Consider the following 15,141-nt stretch of genomic DNA (forward strand, 5'->3'; position numbering starts at 1 on the left):
GGCCGGGGCACATGCCCCGGCCCTCCGCCGTACTCACGCCGCGACTACTTCTTGCGGCCGCGCTTCTCGCGGACGCGGACCGAGATGTGGATCGGGGTGCCCTCGAAGCCGAACTCCTCGCGCAGCCGGCGCTCGACGAAGCGGCGGTAGCCGGCCTCCAGGAAGCCGGAGGCGAAGAGCACGAAGCGGGGCGGCTTGGTGCCCGCCTGCGTGCCGAAGAGGATGCGGGGCTGCTTGCCGCCGCGGATCGGGTGCGGGTGGGCGGCGACCAGCTCGCCGAGGAAGGCGTTCAGCCGACCGGTGGGGACACGGGTCTCCCAGCCGGCGAGCGCGGTCTCGATGGCCGGGACGAGCTTGTCCATGTGGCGGCCGGTCTTGGCGGAGACGTTGACCCGGGGCGCCCAGGCGACCTGCTGCATCTCCGTCTCGATCTCGCGCTCCAGGTAGTAGCGCCGCTCCTCGTCGAGCTCGTCCCACTTGTTGTACGCGATGACGAGCGCGCGGCCCGACTCGACCGCCATGGTGATGATGCGCTGGTCCTGGACCGAGATGTTGTCGGTGGTGTCGATCAGGACGACGGCGACCTCGGCCTTCTCGACCGCCGCGGCGGTGCGCAGGGAGGCGTAGTAGTCCGCGCCCTCCTGGAGGTGGACCTTCTTGCGGATGCCGGCGGTGTCGACGAACTTCCAGGTCTTGCCGCCGAGCTCGATCAGCTCGTCGACCGGGTCGCGGGTGGTGCCGGCCAGCTCGTTGACGACCACGCGGTCCTCGTTGGCGACCTTGTTCAGGAGCGAGGACTTGCCGACGTTCGGGCGGCCGATGAGGGCGATGCGGCGGGGGCCGCCGATGGCGTTGCCGAAGGTCTGGGCGGGGGCCTCGGGCAGGGCCTCCAGGACGGCGTCGAGCATGTCGCCCGTACCGCGGCCGTGCAGCGAGGAGACGGGGTACGGCTCGCCGAGGCCGAGCGACCACAGGGCGGTGGCGTCGGCCTCGCCGGAGGGGCCGTCCACCTTGTTGGCGCAGAGCACGACCGGCTTGCCGGCGCGGCGCAGCAGCTTGACGACGGCCTCGTCGGTGTCGGTGGCGCCGACGGTGGCGTCCACGACGAAGACACAGGCGTCGGCCGCCTCGATGGCGTACTCGGCCTGGGCGGCGACGGAGGCGTCGATGCCGAGGACGTCCTGCTCCCAGCCGCCGGTGTCGACGACCTTGAAGCGGCGGCCGGCCCATTCGGCCTCGTAGGTCACGCGGTCGCGGGTGACGCCGGGCTTGTCCTCGACGACGGCCTCGCGACGGCCGATGATCCGGTTCACCAGGGTCGACTTGCCGACATTGGGGCGGCCGACGACGGCGAGGACGGGGAGCGGGCCGTGCCCGGCCTCCTCGATCGCGCCTTCGACCTCCTCGATGTCGAAGCCTTCTCCCGCGGCGAGCTCCATGAACTCCGCGTACTCGGCGTCGCCAAGTGCCCCGTGGTCGTGCTGGTCGTTCATGAAGTCCGTTCCTTGATCATTCGTGGTCGGTGGGTCCCCGAGCCCCGGGGGCCCACTACTCAAAGTCTCGCTCAGCGCCCGGTGAGGCGCCTGGCGTTTTTCAGGTGGCCGGTGAGCCGCTCCTGAATCCGTACGGTGGCGTCGTCCAGTGCCTTGCGGGTGCGCCGTCCGCTGCCGTCGCCGGCCTCGAAGGCGTCGCCGAAGACGACGTCGACGCGGCTGCGCAGCGGGGGCAGCGCCTTGACCAACCGTCCGCGGCGGTCGGAGCTTCCCAGGACGGCCACCGGGACGATCGGCGCGCCGCTGCGGACGGCGAAGTAGGCGAGGCCGGCACGCAGGGAGGCGAAGTCGCCCTCGCCCCGGGTGCCCTCGGGGAAGATCCCGAGGACGCCGCCGTGCTCCAGGACCGCGAGGGCGTTGCCTATCGCGTTCCGGTCCGTGCTGTCGCGGTCCACCTTGAGCTGCCCGATGCCCTCCAGGAAGGGCCCGAGGGGCCCGACGAAGGCTTCCTTCTTGATCAGGAAGTGCACCGGGCGGGGGGCCGTGCCCATGAGCATGGGGCCGTCGATGTTGTGCGCGTGGTTGACGGCGAGGATGACGGGGCCGGCGGCCGGCACCCGCCAGGCGCCGAGGACGCGCGGCTTCCACAGGCCGTACATCAGTCCGATGCCGATGCCACGCCCGACAGCGGCGCCCTTCTCGGAGGGCTGGGTCACTTGACGGCCGCCCTCTTCTCCTCCACCAGGGTCACGACGCACTCGATGACCTGGTCCAGGGTGAGGTCCGTGGTGTCGACCTCGACGGCGTCGTCGGCCTTGGCGAGCGGGGAGGTCTTACGGCTGGAGTCGGCCGCGTCCCGCTTGATCAGGGCCTGCTGCGTGGCGGCCACGTCGACGCCCTTGAGCTCGCCGGAGCGGCGGGCGGCACGGGCCTCGGGGGACGCGGTGAGGAAGATCTTGAGGTCGGCGTCCGGCAGGACCGTGGTGCCGATGTCGCGCCCCTCGACGACGATGCCGCCCTCGGCGTTCTTGGCGATGGTCCGCTGGAGCTCGGTGATCCGGGCCCGCACCTCGGGGACGGCGCTGACGGCGCTGACCTTGGAGGTGACCTCTTCGGTACGGATGGGGCCGGCCGCGTCGGCACCGTCGACGGTGATCGTCGGGCGGGCCGGGTCGGTGCCGGAGACGATGTCGGGCTTGGCGGAGGCGTTGGCGACGGCCTCGGCGTCGTTGACGTCGACGCCGTTGCTGATCATCCACCAGGTGATCGCCCGGTACTGCGCACCGGTGTCCAGGTAGCTCAGCCCCAGCTTGGCGGCAACCGCCTTCGAGGTGCTCGACTTGCCCGTGCCGGAGGGCCCGTCGATGGCGACGATCACGGTTTCCACGGTGGGGAACACCTTCCTGGGGTACGCGGTATGGCCTCGCGGGACGCGGGGGGCCACCCCAAGGTTACCGAGTCCCGGCCACCCGTCTGGCCGAGCGGTCGGCAGGGACCCCTCGGGGCCCCACCCGATCAGCCCGCGCGCAGCGCCCAGCCGCGTTCCTTCAGCGCCTCGCCGAGGACCGGCGCCGCCGACGGCTCGACCATCAGCTGGACCAGACCCGCCTGCTGCCCCGTCGCGTGCTCGATGCGGACGTCCTCGATGTTGACGCCCGCCCGGCCCGCGTCCGCGAAGATGCGGGCGAGCTCGCCGGGCTGGTCGCTGATGAGGACGGCGACGGTCTCGTACTGCGCCGGTGCCGCGCCGTGCTTGCCCGGGACCCGGGCGCGCCCCGCGTTGCCGCGGCGCAGGACGTCCTCGACGCCGCTCGTGCCCTCCCGCCGCTTCTCCTCGTCCGTGGACTGGAGGGAGCGCAGGGCCCGCACGGTCTCGTCCAGGTCGGCGGCGACGCCGGCGAGGACGTCGGCGACCGGTCCGGGGTTCGCCGTGAGGATCTCGACCCACATGCGGGGGTCGGAGGCCGCGATCCGGGTGACGTCACGGATCCCCTGCCCGCACAGCCGCACGGCGGTCTCGTCGGCCTCCTCCAGGCGCGCGGCGACCATCGACGACACCAGCTGCGGGGTGTGCGAGACGAGCGCGACCGCGCGGTCGTGCGCGTCCGCGTCCATGACGACCGGGACGGCGCGGCAGAGTGCGACCAGTTCCAGGGCCAGGTTCAGGACCTCGGTGTCGGTGTCACGGCTCGGCGTGAGCACCCACGGCCGTCCCTCGAAGAGGTCCGCCGTCGCCGCCAGCGGGCCGGAGCGCTCCTTCCCCGACATCGGGTGCGTCCCGATGTACGCGGTGAGGTCGAGCCCCAGCTCTTCCAGCTCACGCTTGGGGCCGCCCTTGACGCTGGCCACGTCCAGGTAGCCGCGCGCGAGCCCGTCGCGCATGGCCGCGGCGAGCGTGGTCGCCACGTGCGCCGGGGGTACGGCGACGATCGCGAGGTCGACGGGGCCCTCGGGCGCCTCGTCCGTACCGGCGCCGAGCGCCGCCGCCGTGTGGGCCAGGGACGGATCGTGGTCGCGGAGGTGGACGGCGACACCCCGCCCCGCGAGGGCGAGCGCCGCCGAGGTGCCGATCAGGCCGGTTCCGATGACGAGTGCGGTTCTCACTGGGCCGTGTCCTTGTCCGGAGCGACCGCGACACCGAGGTGGACGCGCGCGACCTGCTCGTACGTGTGTCCGACCTCGTCCCTGTCGAGCCGGACGGCGCCTCGGACCGCTCGTACCGCCACGTGGTGCTCCTTACCCGGCCTGACCCGACCTGCGAAACCTTCGAGAGTGCTCCGATCAGCCTAGTCAGCCGCGCGGGCACACCGCCGCGGCGACCGCCCTCCGAGACACCGTGGAGGGCCGTCGCCGCCGTGCCGGGCCGCTGTCAGAGCTGTTGCTGCCGGATGAGGTCCTCCAAGGAACCCGACGGGACCTGCCCGTTCGGCGTCAGCTTGTCCACGACCTGCGGCAGGGACTGGGCGATCTCGTCGGCGGCCTCGGTGGGGCTGACGCCGGCGTCGGCCGCGACCTTCTGCAGGGTGGCGTCCGGCAGGGCCTGGGCGATCTGCTCACCGCTGACGGGCTGGTTCTGGCCGCTGCCGACCCAGGACTGGGCCTGGTCGGCGAGGCCCGACTTGGTCAGCATGTCCATCAGGCCGCCGAGCGGGTTGCTGCCGTCGGCAGCGCCCTTGCCGCCCATCAGCGCGCCGAGCAGGGAGGCGAGGATGTTTCCGCCGCTGCCGCCCTGCCCGGTGCCACCGCCTCCGAGGAGACCCCCGAGGAGACCCCCCGAGATCGTTTCCTGCCATGGTCCTGCCTTTCATCCGGTACGGAACACGGACAATGTCACTCAAACATGACCATGCCGCCACTCGGGGTATTCGGGGCCCACGGAGGTCGCGATACAACTGACGGCATGCTGCTGCACGTCGTACCGCTGGACGAATGGTCCGCCGATCCCGAACTCCCCTACGCCCCGCCGTCGCTGGCCTCGGAGGGCTTCGTCCACTGCTCGCCGGACGAGACGGCCGCGCTCGTCGTCGCCGACGCCCACTACCGGGGTGTGCCGGGCCCGCTCCTGGTCCTCGTCCTGGACGAGGTCCGGCTGAGCGCGGAGGTCCGCTGGGAGGGGTCGGAGGACGTGCTCTTCCCCCATGTGTACGGGCCGATCGAGCGCGCGGCCGTCACGGCCGTCCTGGAGGTGCACCGGGACACCGACGGCCGTGCGAGGGAGCTGACGCCCTGGGTCTAGGCGTGTTGCGGACCACGCGCGGGGCGCGCGGCCAAGCTGTACGGCATGACTCCAGATGCCACGCCCCGCCGTACCGTGCTGCTGGCCGGTGCGGGTTCCGTCGCCGCCCTGACCACCGGCTGCGGCTCGGACGGCGACAGCGACGGCGGTACGACGGCCGGCCCGACGACCCCGGGCACCACGGCCGCGCCGACCACGTCGGAGCCCGAATCGCCTGCGCCCCCGCCCACGCCCGACGAGGCCCTTGCCACGACCTCCGAGATCCCGGTCGGCGGTGGCACGATCTTCAAGGAGGAGAAGGTCGTCGTCACCCAGCCGACGGCCGGCGACTTCAAGGCGTTCTCCGCGATCTGCACCCACCAGGGCTGCACCGTCGGCAAGGTCGAGAACGGCACGATCGACTGCCCCTGTCACGGCTCCAAGTTCCGTATCGCGGACGGATCGGTGGCCGCGGGACCGGCTCCCCGGCCGCTCCCGGCCGAACAGATCACCGTGTCGGGAGACACGATCACTCTCGCGTAGCCTGTCGCGCATGACTCCGGCAGACCTGGTGCTCGACCACACGATCTACTCCTGCGTCATGGGGTCGCGCGCTTTCGGTCTGGCCACCGAGGGCAGCGACACCGACCGCCGGGGCGTCTTCCTCGCCCCGACCCCCCTCTTCTGGCACTTCGACAAGCCGCCGGCCCATGTCGAGGGGCCGGGCGAGGAGCAGTTCAGCTGGGAGCTGGAACGCTTCTGCGAGCTGGCTCTGCGCGCCAACCCCAACGTCCTGGAGTGCCTGCACTCCCCCGTCGTCGAGCAGATCGACGACACGGGCCGCGAACTGGTCGCGCTGCGCGAGGCGTTCCTCTCCCGCCAGGCCCACCAGACCTTCGCACGGTACGCGAGCGGCCAGCGCAGGAAGCTCGACGCGGACGTCCGCCAGTACGGGGAGCCGCGCTGGAAGCACGCCATGCACCTGCTGCGCCTGCTCATGAGCTGCCGCGACCTGCTGCGGACCGGCGAACTGACGATCCACGTCGGCGACGAGCGCGAAGGCCTCCTCGCGGTGAAGCGCGGCGAGGTCTCCTGGCCCGAGGTCGAGTCCTGGATGACCCGCCTCACCGAGGAGGCGGACTCGGCCGCCACCCGCTCGCCCCTCCCCTCGACCCCGGACCACGCCCGCGTCCAGGACTTCCTGATCCGCGCCCGCCGCACCTCAGCCCTGCACGCGCTCTAGCCGGGTCCGTACGGCGAAGAGAGACATCGGGTGGGGCTCAGGCGTCCCAGAGGGCGCCCAGGGTCAGCAGTTCGCTGCGGTACTCGATCCGCTCCTCCCAGGCCTTCGGCCAGGCCCCGGGGCCCAGGTGGGCGCCGGCGAAGGCGCCCGTGAGGCAGGCGATCGAGTCAGAGTCGCCGCGGGTGCAGGCGGCGCGCCGGAGCGCCGTGAGGGGGTCTTCGGGGAAGAGCAGGAAGCAGAGGAGGCCGGTGGCCAGGGCCTCTTCGGCGATCCAGCCGTCGCCGGTGTACGTGCAGGGGTCGAGCTCCGGGTCCGCCGTGCGCTGGACGGCGTCCAGCTTCTCCAGGACCGCCAGGCACTCGTCCCAGCCGCGCTCGATGAAGTGCCGGGCGGAGGGGTCCTGGGAGCGGGTCCAGAGGTCGCCGAGCCAGGTCTCGCGGTACGCGGAACGGTTCTCGTACGCGTACGAGCGCAGGTGCCCCACCAGGCCCGTCGGGTCGACGCCCTGGGCGAGCAGGTACACGGCGCGGGCCGTCAGATCGGAGGCGGCGAGCGCCGTGGGGTGGCCGTGGGTGAGGGCCGACTGGAGCTGGGCGGCGCCGGCCCGCTGCTCCTCGCTCAGGCCGGGCACGAGCCCGAGGGGCGCGACGCGCATGTTGGCACCGCAGCCCTTGGAGTGGATCTGGCTGGCGTCCTGCCAGGCACGGTCGCTGTCCAGGAGCATGCACGCGCGCATGCACGTGTTCCCCGGCGCCCGATTGTTCTCCGGGGAGTGGTACCAGTCGACGAACTCCTCCCGGAGCGGCCGCTCCAGCCGCAGCGGCGCGAGCACACCCCGGTCCATGGCGGTCCGGATGCCGCGCCCCAGGGCGAGCGTCATCTGCGTGTCGTCCGTGACGTACGCCTTACCGCCCCTCACCGGCAGTTCCATGCCCCGCCACGGGCCGAACTTCGCCAGGATCGACGGCACGTCATTGAACTCGGTCGGGAAGCCCAGCGCATCGCCGAGCGCCAGCCCGATCAGGGAGCCCGTGGCGGCCTGCTTCGTCGCGTGCGTTGTCATGCGGATCGTCCTTCCGGTCGCAGCAACGGCGGGTGGAGGGCCGTGGCCTCGCCCGCCCGGTAGAGAGCGGCCGGTTTCCCCCGTCCGCCGGTGAGGCGCGGCGGTCCTTCCACGGCCTGGACGAAGCCGGGCGTGGCGAGGACCTTCCGCCGGAAATTGGGGCGGTCGAGCTCGACGCCCCAGACCGTCTCGTACACCTGCCTCAGCTCGCCGAGCGTGAACTCGGGCGGGCAGAAGGCGGTGGCGAGACAGGTGTACTCGAGCTTGCCGCCGACCCGTTCGTGCGCGTCGGCGAGGATCCGGTCGTGGTCGAAGGCGAGCGGCCCGTACGCCCCCTGTGCGCCGTACGGCATCCACTGCGCCCGCGTGGCGTCGCCGCCGCCCCGTGGCTCGGGAGGGTCGGGGACGAGCGCGGTGTACGCGACCGAGACGACCCGCATCCTCGGGTCCCGGTCCGGTTCGCTGTAGGTCCGGAGCTGTTCGAGGTGCAGTCCGGCGACGGTGTCCTCGGCCAGTCCGGTCTCCTCGGCCAGTTCGCGGCGCGCCGCGACCTCGGCGGACTCCCGGGGCAGCACGAATCCGCCGGGCAGCGCCCACGCGCCGCCGTACGGCTCCTGGCCGCGCTCGACGAGCAGGACGTGCAGCCGCTCCTCGCGGAGGGTGAAGACGGCGAGGTCGACGGTGACGGCGAAGGGCTCGAAGGCGTACGGGTCGTAGCCCTGGAGGGCCTGGGGCGGGGGCGGCGACGGGGTCATCGGCGCTCCGGCAGGGGATCGGCGAGGTCCCAGCCCTCGGCGAGGAGCGCGTCCACGGCGGCGACGGCGGCCGCGAGCCGCTCCTCGTGCGGGCCGCTGAGGACGGCGGTCCGCCGGCCCGTGTGGGCGAGCTGGGTGACGAAGCGGGCGGTCATCCAGGGCCGCAGGTGCTCCCCGTCGCGCAGCCCGTCGTCCTCGAAGTCGACGCCCCGGTGGTCGGTCAGCAGCCAGAGGTGCTGCCGGCCGCGGGCGGCGATCTCGCCGACGGCGGGGTTGGCGGTGCCCATGTACCGCTCGTGCCAGATGGTGGTGGCGAACGCGTCGGTGTCGCAGAAGAGCACGGGTGAGCCGGCGCGTGCGGCCTCCTCCTCCAGTTCGGTCTGGCGCAGCGCGATCAGCGGGAAGTCCTCCGAGCGGAAGGCGACGTCCTCCCAGCCGGCGCCCGGGCGCTCGGCGCGCAGTTCGGCGAGCTTGAGTTCGCTGAACTCGCGCCCGTACTCCGGTACGTAGCGGGTGCGGGCCCAGACGCCGCCACGGGTCCGGTAGTGGTCGGCCAGGGCGCGGGCCATGGTGGTGGTGCCGGTGGACTCGGCGCCGAGGACGACCACGCGCCGGGTGAGCGCGGCCCGGACCGGCGCTTCCAGGTGGTCCCAGCAGCCGACGGGGTCCTTGCGGACGGCGGTGCCGGAGACGGGGAAGAGCGTACGGTCCGGGTCGACGCACACGGACTCGGCGCCGAAGCGGCGGCCGAGCTCCTCGCCGTACGGCTCCGAGGTGAAGACGGCGTCGACGCGTTCGGGCACCGCGGCCCGGAAGACGGCCATGTGGGCGGCCCACACATCGGGGTCGTGGAGGTCGACGGGGATGTCGTCGACGGCGCCGACGACCAGGGCGTCGGGATGGATCTCCCGCATCCAGGCGACGCGGTCCGCCAGGGACAGGCTCTCCACGGACGAGGCGCAGACGAGCACGGTGAGGCGCTCGCAGCGCTCACGCGCGGTGCGGACGAGATGGTGGTGGCCGGCGTGCGGCGGATAGAACTTGCCGAGGACCAGGCCGTGTCCGTAGCGCTTCATGCGACCGCCTCCGTCTCGAACGTACGCCGCCGCACGTCGAGGTCGCGGCTCCAGTTGCGCAGGCCGAGGACGCAGAGCGTCAGGAAGCCGACGTAGAGCAGGGAGGTCAGGTACAGCTCCTTGTACGCGTACAGGGGGATGTACACGACGTCGGCCGCGATCCAGAGCCACCAGGACTCCAGCCGCTTCCGGCACTGCCCGTAGGTCGCCATCAGGGAGAGCGCGGCCGTCAGGGCGTCCCAGAAGGGGACGGTCGAGTCGGTTGCGCGATCGAGCAGCAGGGTGAGCCCGAGGGTCCCCACCACCCCCGCCGTGAGCAGCCACGTCCACTCGGTGCGCGAGGTGCGGCGCACCGGGAGGGCGTCGGAGCCTGGTCCACCCCCGTGGGTCCAGGTCCACCAGCCGTACACGGCGAGGGTGATGAAGACGATCTGGAGGCCGGCGTCGGCGTACAGCCCCGCCTGCGTGAAGAGCAGGATGAAGAAGAGGTTGTTGGCGATGCCGATGGGCCAGTTGGCGATGTGCTGGCGGGCGACGAGCCAGACGCAGAGCGCGCCGCTGCCGAAGCCGAGGACCTCGGTCCAGCTGACCGGGGTGTCCAGGACGGTGAAGAGCGGCTGCTGCAGGGGTTCGAGAACATTCGCGAGGCTCACGCGCCCGCCTCCTTAAGAGTCATGATGACTATAAAGTGCGGCGGGCCTCGCCCACAAGTGCGAAACGGCGGCCGGCGGCGCCGTGCCGGACATACGAAGAAGCCCGTGACCGCCGGGCGGGCGGTCACGGGCTTCTTCTCGTACGGCGACGGGACTACATGCCGACTTCCTTCATCAGCATGCCGACCTCGGTGTTGGTCAGCCGACGCAGCCAGCCCGACTTCTGGTCGCCGAGACCGATCGGGCCGAAGGCGGTACGGACCAGCTTCTCGACCGGGAAGCCCGCCTCGGCGAGCATCCGGCGCACGATGTGCTTGCGGCCCTCGTGCAGCGTCACCTCGACCAGGTAGTTCTTGCCGATCTGCTCGACGACGCGGAAGTGGTCGGCGCGGGCGTAGCCGTCCTCCAGCTGGATGCCCTCCTTGAGCCGCTTGCCGACCTCGCGCGGCAGCGGACCCGTGATGGCGGCCAGGTAGGTCTTCTTCACGCCGTACTTCGGGTGCGTGAGGCGGTGGGCCAGCTCACCGTGGTTGGTGAGGAGGATGATGCCCTCGGTCTCGGTGTCGAGGCGGCCCACGTGGAAGAGCCGGGTCTCGCGGTTGGTGACGTAGTCACCGAGGCACTGGCGGCCGTCGGGGTCCTCCATGGTGGAGACGACACCGGCCGGCTTGTTCAGCGCGAAGAAGATGTGCGACTGGGTCGCGACGGTCAGGCCGTCGACCTTGATCTCGTCCTTCTCCGGGTCCACGCGCATGCCCTGCTCGAGCACGATCTCGCCGTTGACCTCGACCCTGGCCTGCTCGATCAGCTCCTCGCAGGCGCGGCGCGAGCCCATGCCGGCGCGGGCGAGCACCTTCTGCAGCCGCTCGCCCTCCTGCTCGGCGCCGGGGAAGGTCTTGGGAGTCTTGATCTCCGGCTTGTTCGCGTATCGCTCCCGGTTGCGCTCCTCCGTGCGGGCGTCGTACTCGCGCGAGCGCGCCGGGGCCGTACGCCCGCCACCGCGCTGCGGCGACTGCTTCGGTCCGCCCTTGGCGCCACCGCGGGCGGCGGCGCCACGTCCGCGCTTGGGGCCGTCGGAGGGGCCGCCGGAGCCGCCCACGTCGTACTTGCGCTCCTCGGGGCGCGGATTGCGGGGGCGACCGCCGCCGCTGCCGCCGCCCTGCCGGTCGTCACGGCTGTTTCCGGCGCCCCGGTAATTGCCGCGGCCACCGCTGTTGCCACCACGGCTCCCGCCGTTGTTTCCGCTGTTCCTGCCGCTGCTGCTTCGCATCAAATGTCCGTCGTCTTGTCGTCTGCGTCTTCACGATCCGGGAGATCCGGGTCGAACGACGGGACTCCTTCCAGCGTCTCCGCCTCGATCGCGTCCGCCTCGGGGAGGAAGGGCGCGAGCTCCGGGAGCTCGTCCAGGCCGCGCAGGCCCATTCGCTCCAGGAAGTAGTTCGTCGTCCTGTACAGGATCGCACCTGTTTCGGGTTCCGCGCCCGCCTCCTCCACGAGACCCCTCTGGAGGAGGGTGCGCATGACGCCGTCGCAGTTCACTCCGCGGACCGCGGAGACCCGGGATCGGCTGACCGGCTGGCGGTACGCGACGACCGCGAGGGTCTCCAGAGCCGCCTGGGTCAGGCGGGCCTGCTGGCCGTCGAGGACGAACGCCTCGACGGCGGGGGCGAACTCCGCGCGGGTGTAGAAGCGCCAGCCGCCGGCGACGAGACGCAGCTCGAAGCCGCGGCCCTGGACGGTGTACTCGTCGGCGAGCTCGCGCAGGGCGTCGCCGACCTCGCGCGGGGTCCGCTCCAGGACCTTGGCGAGGTGGGCCTCGGTGGCCGGCTCGTCGACGACCATGAGGACGGCTTCGAGGGCGGGCTTGAGGTCGCTCATCCCTTCTCCTCCACTACGTGATCGAACTCGTCGGTGACCTGTGCGTCCTGGTTCCCGCCCGTCCAGGTGACGGTGAGCTCGCCGAGGGCGTCCTCCTGGTCGAGGGCGACGGCCTTCTCGCGGTAGAGCTCCAGGAGGGCGAGGAAACGGGCGACGACGGTGAGGGTGTCGCCGGCGTCCTCGGTGAGCTCCCGGAAGCCGACGCTTCCGCGTTCGCGCAGGAGGGCCACGACGATGCCGGCCTGCTCGCGGACGCTGACGAGCGGGGCGTGGATGTGGTCGACGTACACCTGCGGCTTGGCCTTGGGCTGCATGGCCTTGACGGCGAGCTTGGCGAAGCCCTCGGCGCCGATGGAGATGACGACCTCGGGGAGCAGCTCGGCGTGGTGGGCCTCCAGGCCGACGGTCCGCGGGTAGCGGCGGCCCTCGCTCTCCCAGCGGTCCTCGAAGATCGCGGCGATCTGTTTGTACGCGCGGTACTGGAGGAGCCGCGCGAAGAGCAGGTCCCGGGCCTCCAGGAGCGCGAGGTCGGCCTCGTCCTCCACCTCGGCGGCGGGCAGCAGCCGGGCGGCCTTGAGATCGAGCAGCGTGGCGGCGACGACGAGGAACTCGGTGGTCTGATCGAGGTCCCAGTCGGGCCCCATGGCGCGGATGTGCGCCATGAACTCGTCGGTGACCTTGGAGAGGGCGACCTCGGTGACGTCGAGTTTGTGCTTCGAGATGAGCTGCAGCAGCAGATCGAAGGGCCCCTCGAAGTTCGCCAGCCTGACGGTGAACCGCCCGTCGTCGACGACAGGGGCGGCGTCGGCCGGAGCCGGTCCGCTGACGCCTCCGCCGTGCACGGAACCACCTGGGCCAACCACCTCGGCCCCGCCGGGCACGGTCGGCTGCCCCGCGTCGGCGGGCGGCGCGGGGGCCTGCTCCGCCGCGCTGGGGTGTTCCGGGTGGGCGGGGGGACGATCGTCCGCCCGGGCCTCGGCGGCGGGCACGCCCGACGCACCGTCCCCGACGCCCTGCGGCCCGTCGGCCGCCGAAGGCCGGGGCTCGGGCTCGCCCGCCGGGCCGTCGGCCGAGCGGGGCCCGGCCGCCAGGGCATCGGCCTCGACGGGCAGGGGCTGCGAAGCCTCAGGCTCCCCCATGGGTACGGGGCCGGCCGTGCCCGGGCCCCGTCCCAGGGCGCGGCGGCGGGCTGGGCGGGACGTTTCGTCGGGGGGCTGGGGCATCGGGGTCCAGGGAGGAGCGGGGGCGCGGCAGCCCGCAGGCTATCGTCAGCGGCCGCGCAGGCGGCGCACGAGGATGCTCGCGTCGCCGCGGGACTCCAGGTCCGCCAGGACCACCGCGACCGCCTCGCGGACGATCCGGCCGCGGTCCACGGCGAGCCCGTGCTCGCCGCGGAGCACCAGGCGTGCGTGCTCCAGGTCCATCAGCTCCTCGGCGGAGACGTAGACCGTGATCTTCTCGTCGTGCCGCTCGCGCCCGCTCGGCCGCCGGTTCGGCGTCCGGCCGCGGCGGCGCTGCGGTGCGGGCTCCGCGGTGCGAGCCCGGGGCTCCCCCTGCTCGGCGGGCTCCGCCGCCGAGTGTTCCGCGGAGCCCGATCCCGAGCCCGCGGCCGAGCCGGATCCCTCCGCCGCCGCCTCCGTGTCGCTCTCGCCCGCCGGAGCCGGCACCCGGGCGGCGGCCGCCTCACCCCGGCGGGGCGAGGAGGACTGCAGCGCCATCCCCCCGGTGGTACGGAACAGTTCGTCGGCGCCGGGCAGACTCACTCGGCGTGACACCGGGCGAGCACCTCCCTGGCGAGCTGGCGATAGGCGGCGGCACCCACCGAGTTCGACGCGTACGTCGTGATCGGCTCACCGGCGACCGTGGTCTCCGGGAAGCGCACGGTCCGGCCGATGACGGTGTGGTAGACGTGATCGTCGAAGGCCTCGACCACGCGTGCAAGCACCTCGCGGCTGTGCACCGTACGGGAGTCGTACATCGTGGCGAGGATGCCGTCGAGCTCCAGGTCGGGGTTGAGCCGCTCCTGGACCTTCTCGATCGTCTCGGTCAGCAGGGCCACACCGCGCAGCGCGAAGAACTCGCATTCCAGCGGCACGATGACCTTGTGAGCCGCCGTCAGCGCGTTCACGGTCAGCAGACCGAGCGAGGGCTGACAGTCGATCACGATGTAGTCGTAGTCGTTCATCAGCGGCTTCAGGGCGCGCTGCAGCGTGGACTCGCGCGCGACCTCGCTGACCAACTGCACCTCGGCCGCCGAGAGGTCGATGTTGCTCGGCAGCAGGTCCATGTTGGGCACGGCGGTCTTGAGCAGCACCTCGTCCGCCGACATGCCCCGCTCCATGAGCAGGTTGTAGACGGTGAGGTCGAGCTCCATCGGGTTCACACCGAGACCGACCGACAGGGCTCCCTGCGGGTCGAAGTCGACGAGCAGCACCCGCCGTCCGTACTCCGCGAGCGCGGCACCCAGGTTGATGGTCGACGTGGTCTTGCCGACGCCGCCCTTCTGGTTGCACATCGCGATGATCTTCGCGGGTCCGTGATCGGTCAGCGGGCCCGGGATCGGGAAGTACGGCAGGGGCCGTCCGGTGGGGCCGATCCGCTCGCGGCGCTGGCGTGCAGCGTCGGGTGCGAGGGTGGCCGCGTACTCCGGGTCGGGCTCGTACTCGGCGTCGGGGTCGTAGAAGTGCCCCTCGGGCACCTCGTCGTAGGCGGCGAAGTGGGTGGACTCTCGGCCACTCTCGTTGCCGGCCGTGGCGTTCACGTGTAGGCCGTCCATCATCTTCATCGTGTGGGCTGTCGTCATGGGCTGATGCGTCGCGTGGGGCGCGTCGTTCGCGTGGGTCGCGAAGGTACGGACAGCGACGGAGCCGACAGGGATTCCTGGCTGTCCGCCCCCGGGAGTAAATGTCGACTCATTCACAAGTCGTCTTACCTCCTTGGATGTGACCAGGAACATTTATCGATAGGTCAGCGTGGCACCATGCCGACGGTTGGCGACTCTATGGCGTGTCACCGCTCCGCAGCAACACAATCCGCCGGACCCGGCCCGATGTGTCGGCAACCGAACACCTCTCTGTCAAGGGTGCGCAGCCATGCATCCACACGTTTCAGGGGTGTGCGAAACGGTTAAAGGGTTACGTTCGAGGCGAGTTGCGAGGCGCCCCGGACGTGGCCGGATGCGTGAGGTTGACGGCGCGGGTTGACGCGACGTCTAAGGAGCTCAGCCCAGGAGGCTGGTCAGCTCGACGTGCTCGAGGCCGTGCGC

Annotated in this window: 18 protein-coding genes; 3 read left to right on the top strand and 15 right to left on the bottom strand. The window is 71.9% G+C overall.

Features of this window, described 5'->3' with window-relative positions; translation table 11 throughout:
- Positions 1-44: 44 nt before the first annotated feature.
- The 6 genes from der to ACFV9D_RS38270 all read right to left on the bottom strand — a co-directional run bounded on the left by der (position 45) and on the right by ACFV9D_RS38270 (position 4,773).
- Positions 45-1,493: a ribosome biogenesis GTPase Der gene (gene der / locus ACFV9D_RS38245; protein WP_383562924.1), complete on the bottom strand. Its 1,449-nt coding sequence runs from the start codon at positions 1,491-1,493 to the stop codon at positions 45-47.
- Positions 1,494-1,564: 71 nt separating this feature from the next.
- Positions 1,565-2,251 carry a lysophospholipid acyltransferase family protein gene (locus ACFV9D_RS38250; protein ID WP_385157504.1) on the bottom strand — a complete coding sequence of 229 codons (687 nt, stop codon included), beginning with the start codon at positions 2,249-2,251 and terminating at the stop codon, positions 1,565-1,567.
- Positions 2,206-2,892, bottom strand: a complete 687-nt coding sequence (gene cmk / locus ACFV9D_RS38255; RefSeq protein ID WP_385157507.1) for a (d)CMP kinase — start codon at positions 2,890-2,892, stop codon at positions 2,206-2,208. Before cmk ends, ACFV9D_RS38250 begins: the two co-directional genes overlap by 46 nt.
- A 116-nt stretch (positions 2,893-3,008) precedes the next feature.
- Positions 3,009-4,097, bottom strand: coding sequence for a prephenate dehydrogenase (locus ACFV9D_RS38260; protein ID WP_385157510.1), 1,089 nt, complete (start codon positions 4,095-4,097; stop codon positions 3,009-3,011).
- Positions 4,094-4,219 carry a hypothetical protein gene (locus ACFV9D_RS38265; protein ID WP_385157513.1) on the bottom strand — a complete coding sequence of 42 codons (126 nt, stop codon included), beginning with the start codon at positions 4,217-4,219 and terminating at the stop codon, positions 4,094-4,096. Before ACFV9D_RS38265 ends, ACFV9D_RS38260 begins: the two co-directional genes overlap by 4 nt.
- Positions 4,220-4,362: 143 nt before the next feature.
- Entirely contained in the window at positions 4,363-4,773 is a 411-nt protein-coding gene (locus tag ACFV9D_RS38270) for a YidB family protein (RefSeq protein WP_385157549.1), read from the bottom strand.
- Between the two features lie 120 nt (positions 4,774-4,893).
- On the opposite strand from ACFV9D_RS38270, the gene ACFV9D_RS38275 reads away from it, so the two are divergent.
- The 3 genes from ACFV9D_RS38275 to ACFV9D_RS38285 are packed head-to-tail and all read left to right on the top strand — an operon-like array spanning position 4,894 to position 6,451.
- Positions 4,894-5,229 carry a DUF952 domain-containing protein gene (locus tag ACFV9D_RS38275; protein ID WP_385157516.1) on the top strand — a complete coding sequence of 112 codons (336 nt, stop codon included), beginning with the start codon at positions 4,894-4,896 and terminating at the stop codon, positions 5,227-5,229.
- A gap of 45 nt (positions 5,230-5,274) precedes the next feature.
- A complete protein-coding gene (locus ACFV9D_RS38280) occupies positions 5,275-5,751 on the top strand; it encodes a Rieske (2Fe-2S) protein (protein ID WP_385157519.1) in 477 nt (158 codons plus the stop codon).
- Between the two features lie 10 nt (positions 5,752-5,761).
- A complete protein-coding gene (locus tag ACFV9D_RS38285) occupies positions 5,762-6,451 on the top strand; it encodes a DNA polymerase beta superfamily protein (RefSeq protein ID WP_385157522.1) in 690 nt (229 codons plus the stop codon).
- A gap of 37 nt (positions 6,452-6,488) precedes the next feature.
- Here the strand turns inward: ACFV9D_RS38285 and ACFV9D_RS38290 are convergent, their stop codons facing one another.
- From ACFV9D_RS38290 to ACFV9D_RS38330, 9 genes are all read right to left on the bottom strand, one after another.
- Positions 6,489-7,514, bottom strand: a complete 1,026-nt coding sequence (locus ACFV9D_RS38290) for an ADP-ribosylglycohydrolase family protein (protein WP_385157525.1) — start codon at positions 7,512-7,514, stop codon at positions 6,489-6,491.
- On the bottom strand, positions 7,511-8,269 hold the full coding sequence (locus ACFV9D_RS38295) for an NUDIX domain-containing protein (RefSeq protein WP_385157528.1): 759 nt from the start codon (positions 8,267-8,269) through the stop codon (positions 7,511-7,513). Before ACFV9D_RS38295 ends, ACFV9D_RS38290 begins: the two co-directional genes overlap by 4 nt.
- Positions 8,266-9,345, bottom strand: a complete 1,080-nt coding sequence (locus ACFV9D_RS38300; RefSeq protein WP_385157531.1) for an AAA family ATPase — start codon at positions 9,343-9,345, stop codon at positions 8,266-8,268. Before ACFV9D_RS38300 ends, ACFV9D_RS38295 begins: the two co-directional genes overlap by 4 nt.
- Positions 9,342-9,998 (bottom strand): nicotinamide riboside transporter PnuC, encoded by a 657-nt coding sequence (gene pnuC, locus ACFV9D_RS38305; RefSeq protein WP_385157534.1) that lies wholly within the window; start codon positions 9,996-9,998, stop codon positions 9,342-9,344. The genes ACFV9D_RS38300 and pnuC overlap by 4 nt, the downstream gene beginning before the upstream one ends.
- Before the next feature lie 154 nt (positions 9,999-10,152).
- The gene (locus ACFV9D_RS38310; protein ID WP_385157537.1) at positions 10,153-11,268 is read right to left on the bottom strand and encodes a pseudouridine synthase; all 1,116 of its coding nucleotides are present in this window, start codon (positions 11,266-11,268) and stop codon (positions 10,153-10,155) included.
- Positions 11,268-11,876, bottom strand: a complete 609-nt coding sequence (scpB, locus tag ACFV9D_RS38315; RefSeq protein WP_385157540.1) for an SMC-Scp complex subunit ScpB — start codon at positions 11,874-11,876, stop codon at positions 11,268-11,270. Before scpB ends, ACFV9D_RS38310 begins: the two co-directional genes overlap by 1 nt.
- Positions 11,873-13,099, bottom strand: a complete 1,227-nt coding sequence (locus ACFV9D_RS38320; protein WP_385157543.1) for a segregation/condensation protein A — start codon at positions 13,097-13,099, stop codon at positions 11,873-11,875. Before ACFV9D_RS38320 ends, scpB begins: the two co-directional genes overlap by 4 nt.
- Positions 13,100-13,144: 45 nt before the next feature.
- A complete protein-coding gene (locus ACFV9D_RS38325) occupies positions 13,145-13,651 on the bottom strand; it encodes a hypothetical protein (RefSeq protein WP_385157546.1) in 507 nt (168 codons plus the stop codon).
- On the bottom strand, positions 13,636-14,661 hold the full coding sequence (locus ACFV9D_RS38330) for a ParA family protein (protein ID WP_385157552.1): 1,026 nt from the start codon (positions 14,659-14,661) through the stop codon (positions 13,636-13,638). The genes ACFV9D_RS38325 and ACFV9D_RS38330 overlap by 16 nt, the downstream gene beginning before the upstream one ends.
- Positions 14,662-15,141: the final 480 nt, after the last annotated feature.

Source organism: Streptomyces sp. NPDC059875 (genome assembly GCF_042731085.1).
GTDB lineage: Bacteria > Actinomycetota > Actinomycetes > Streptomycetales > Streptomycetaceae > Streptomyces.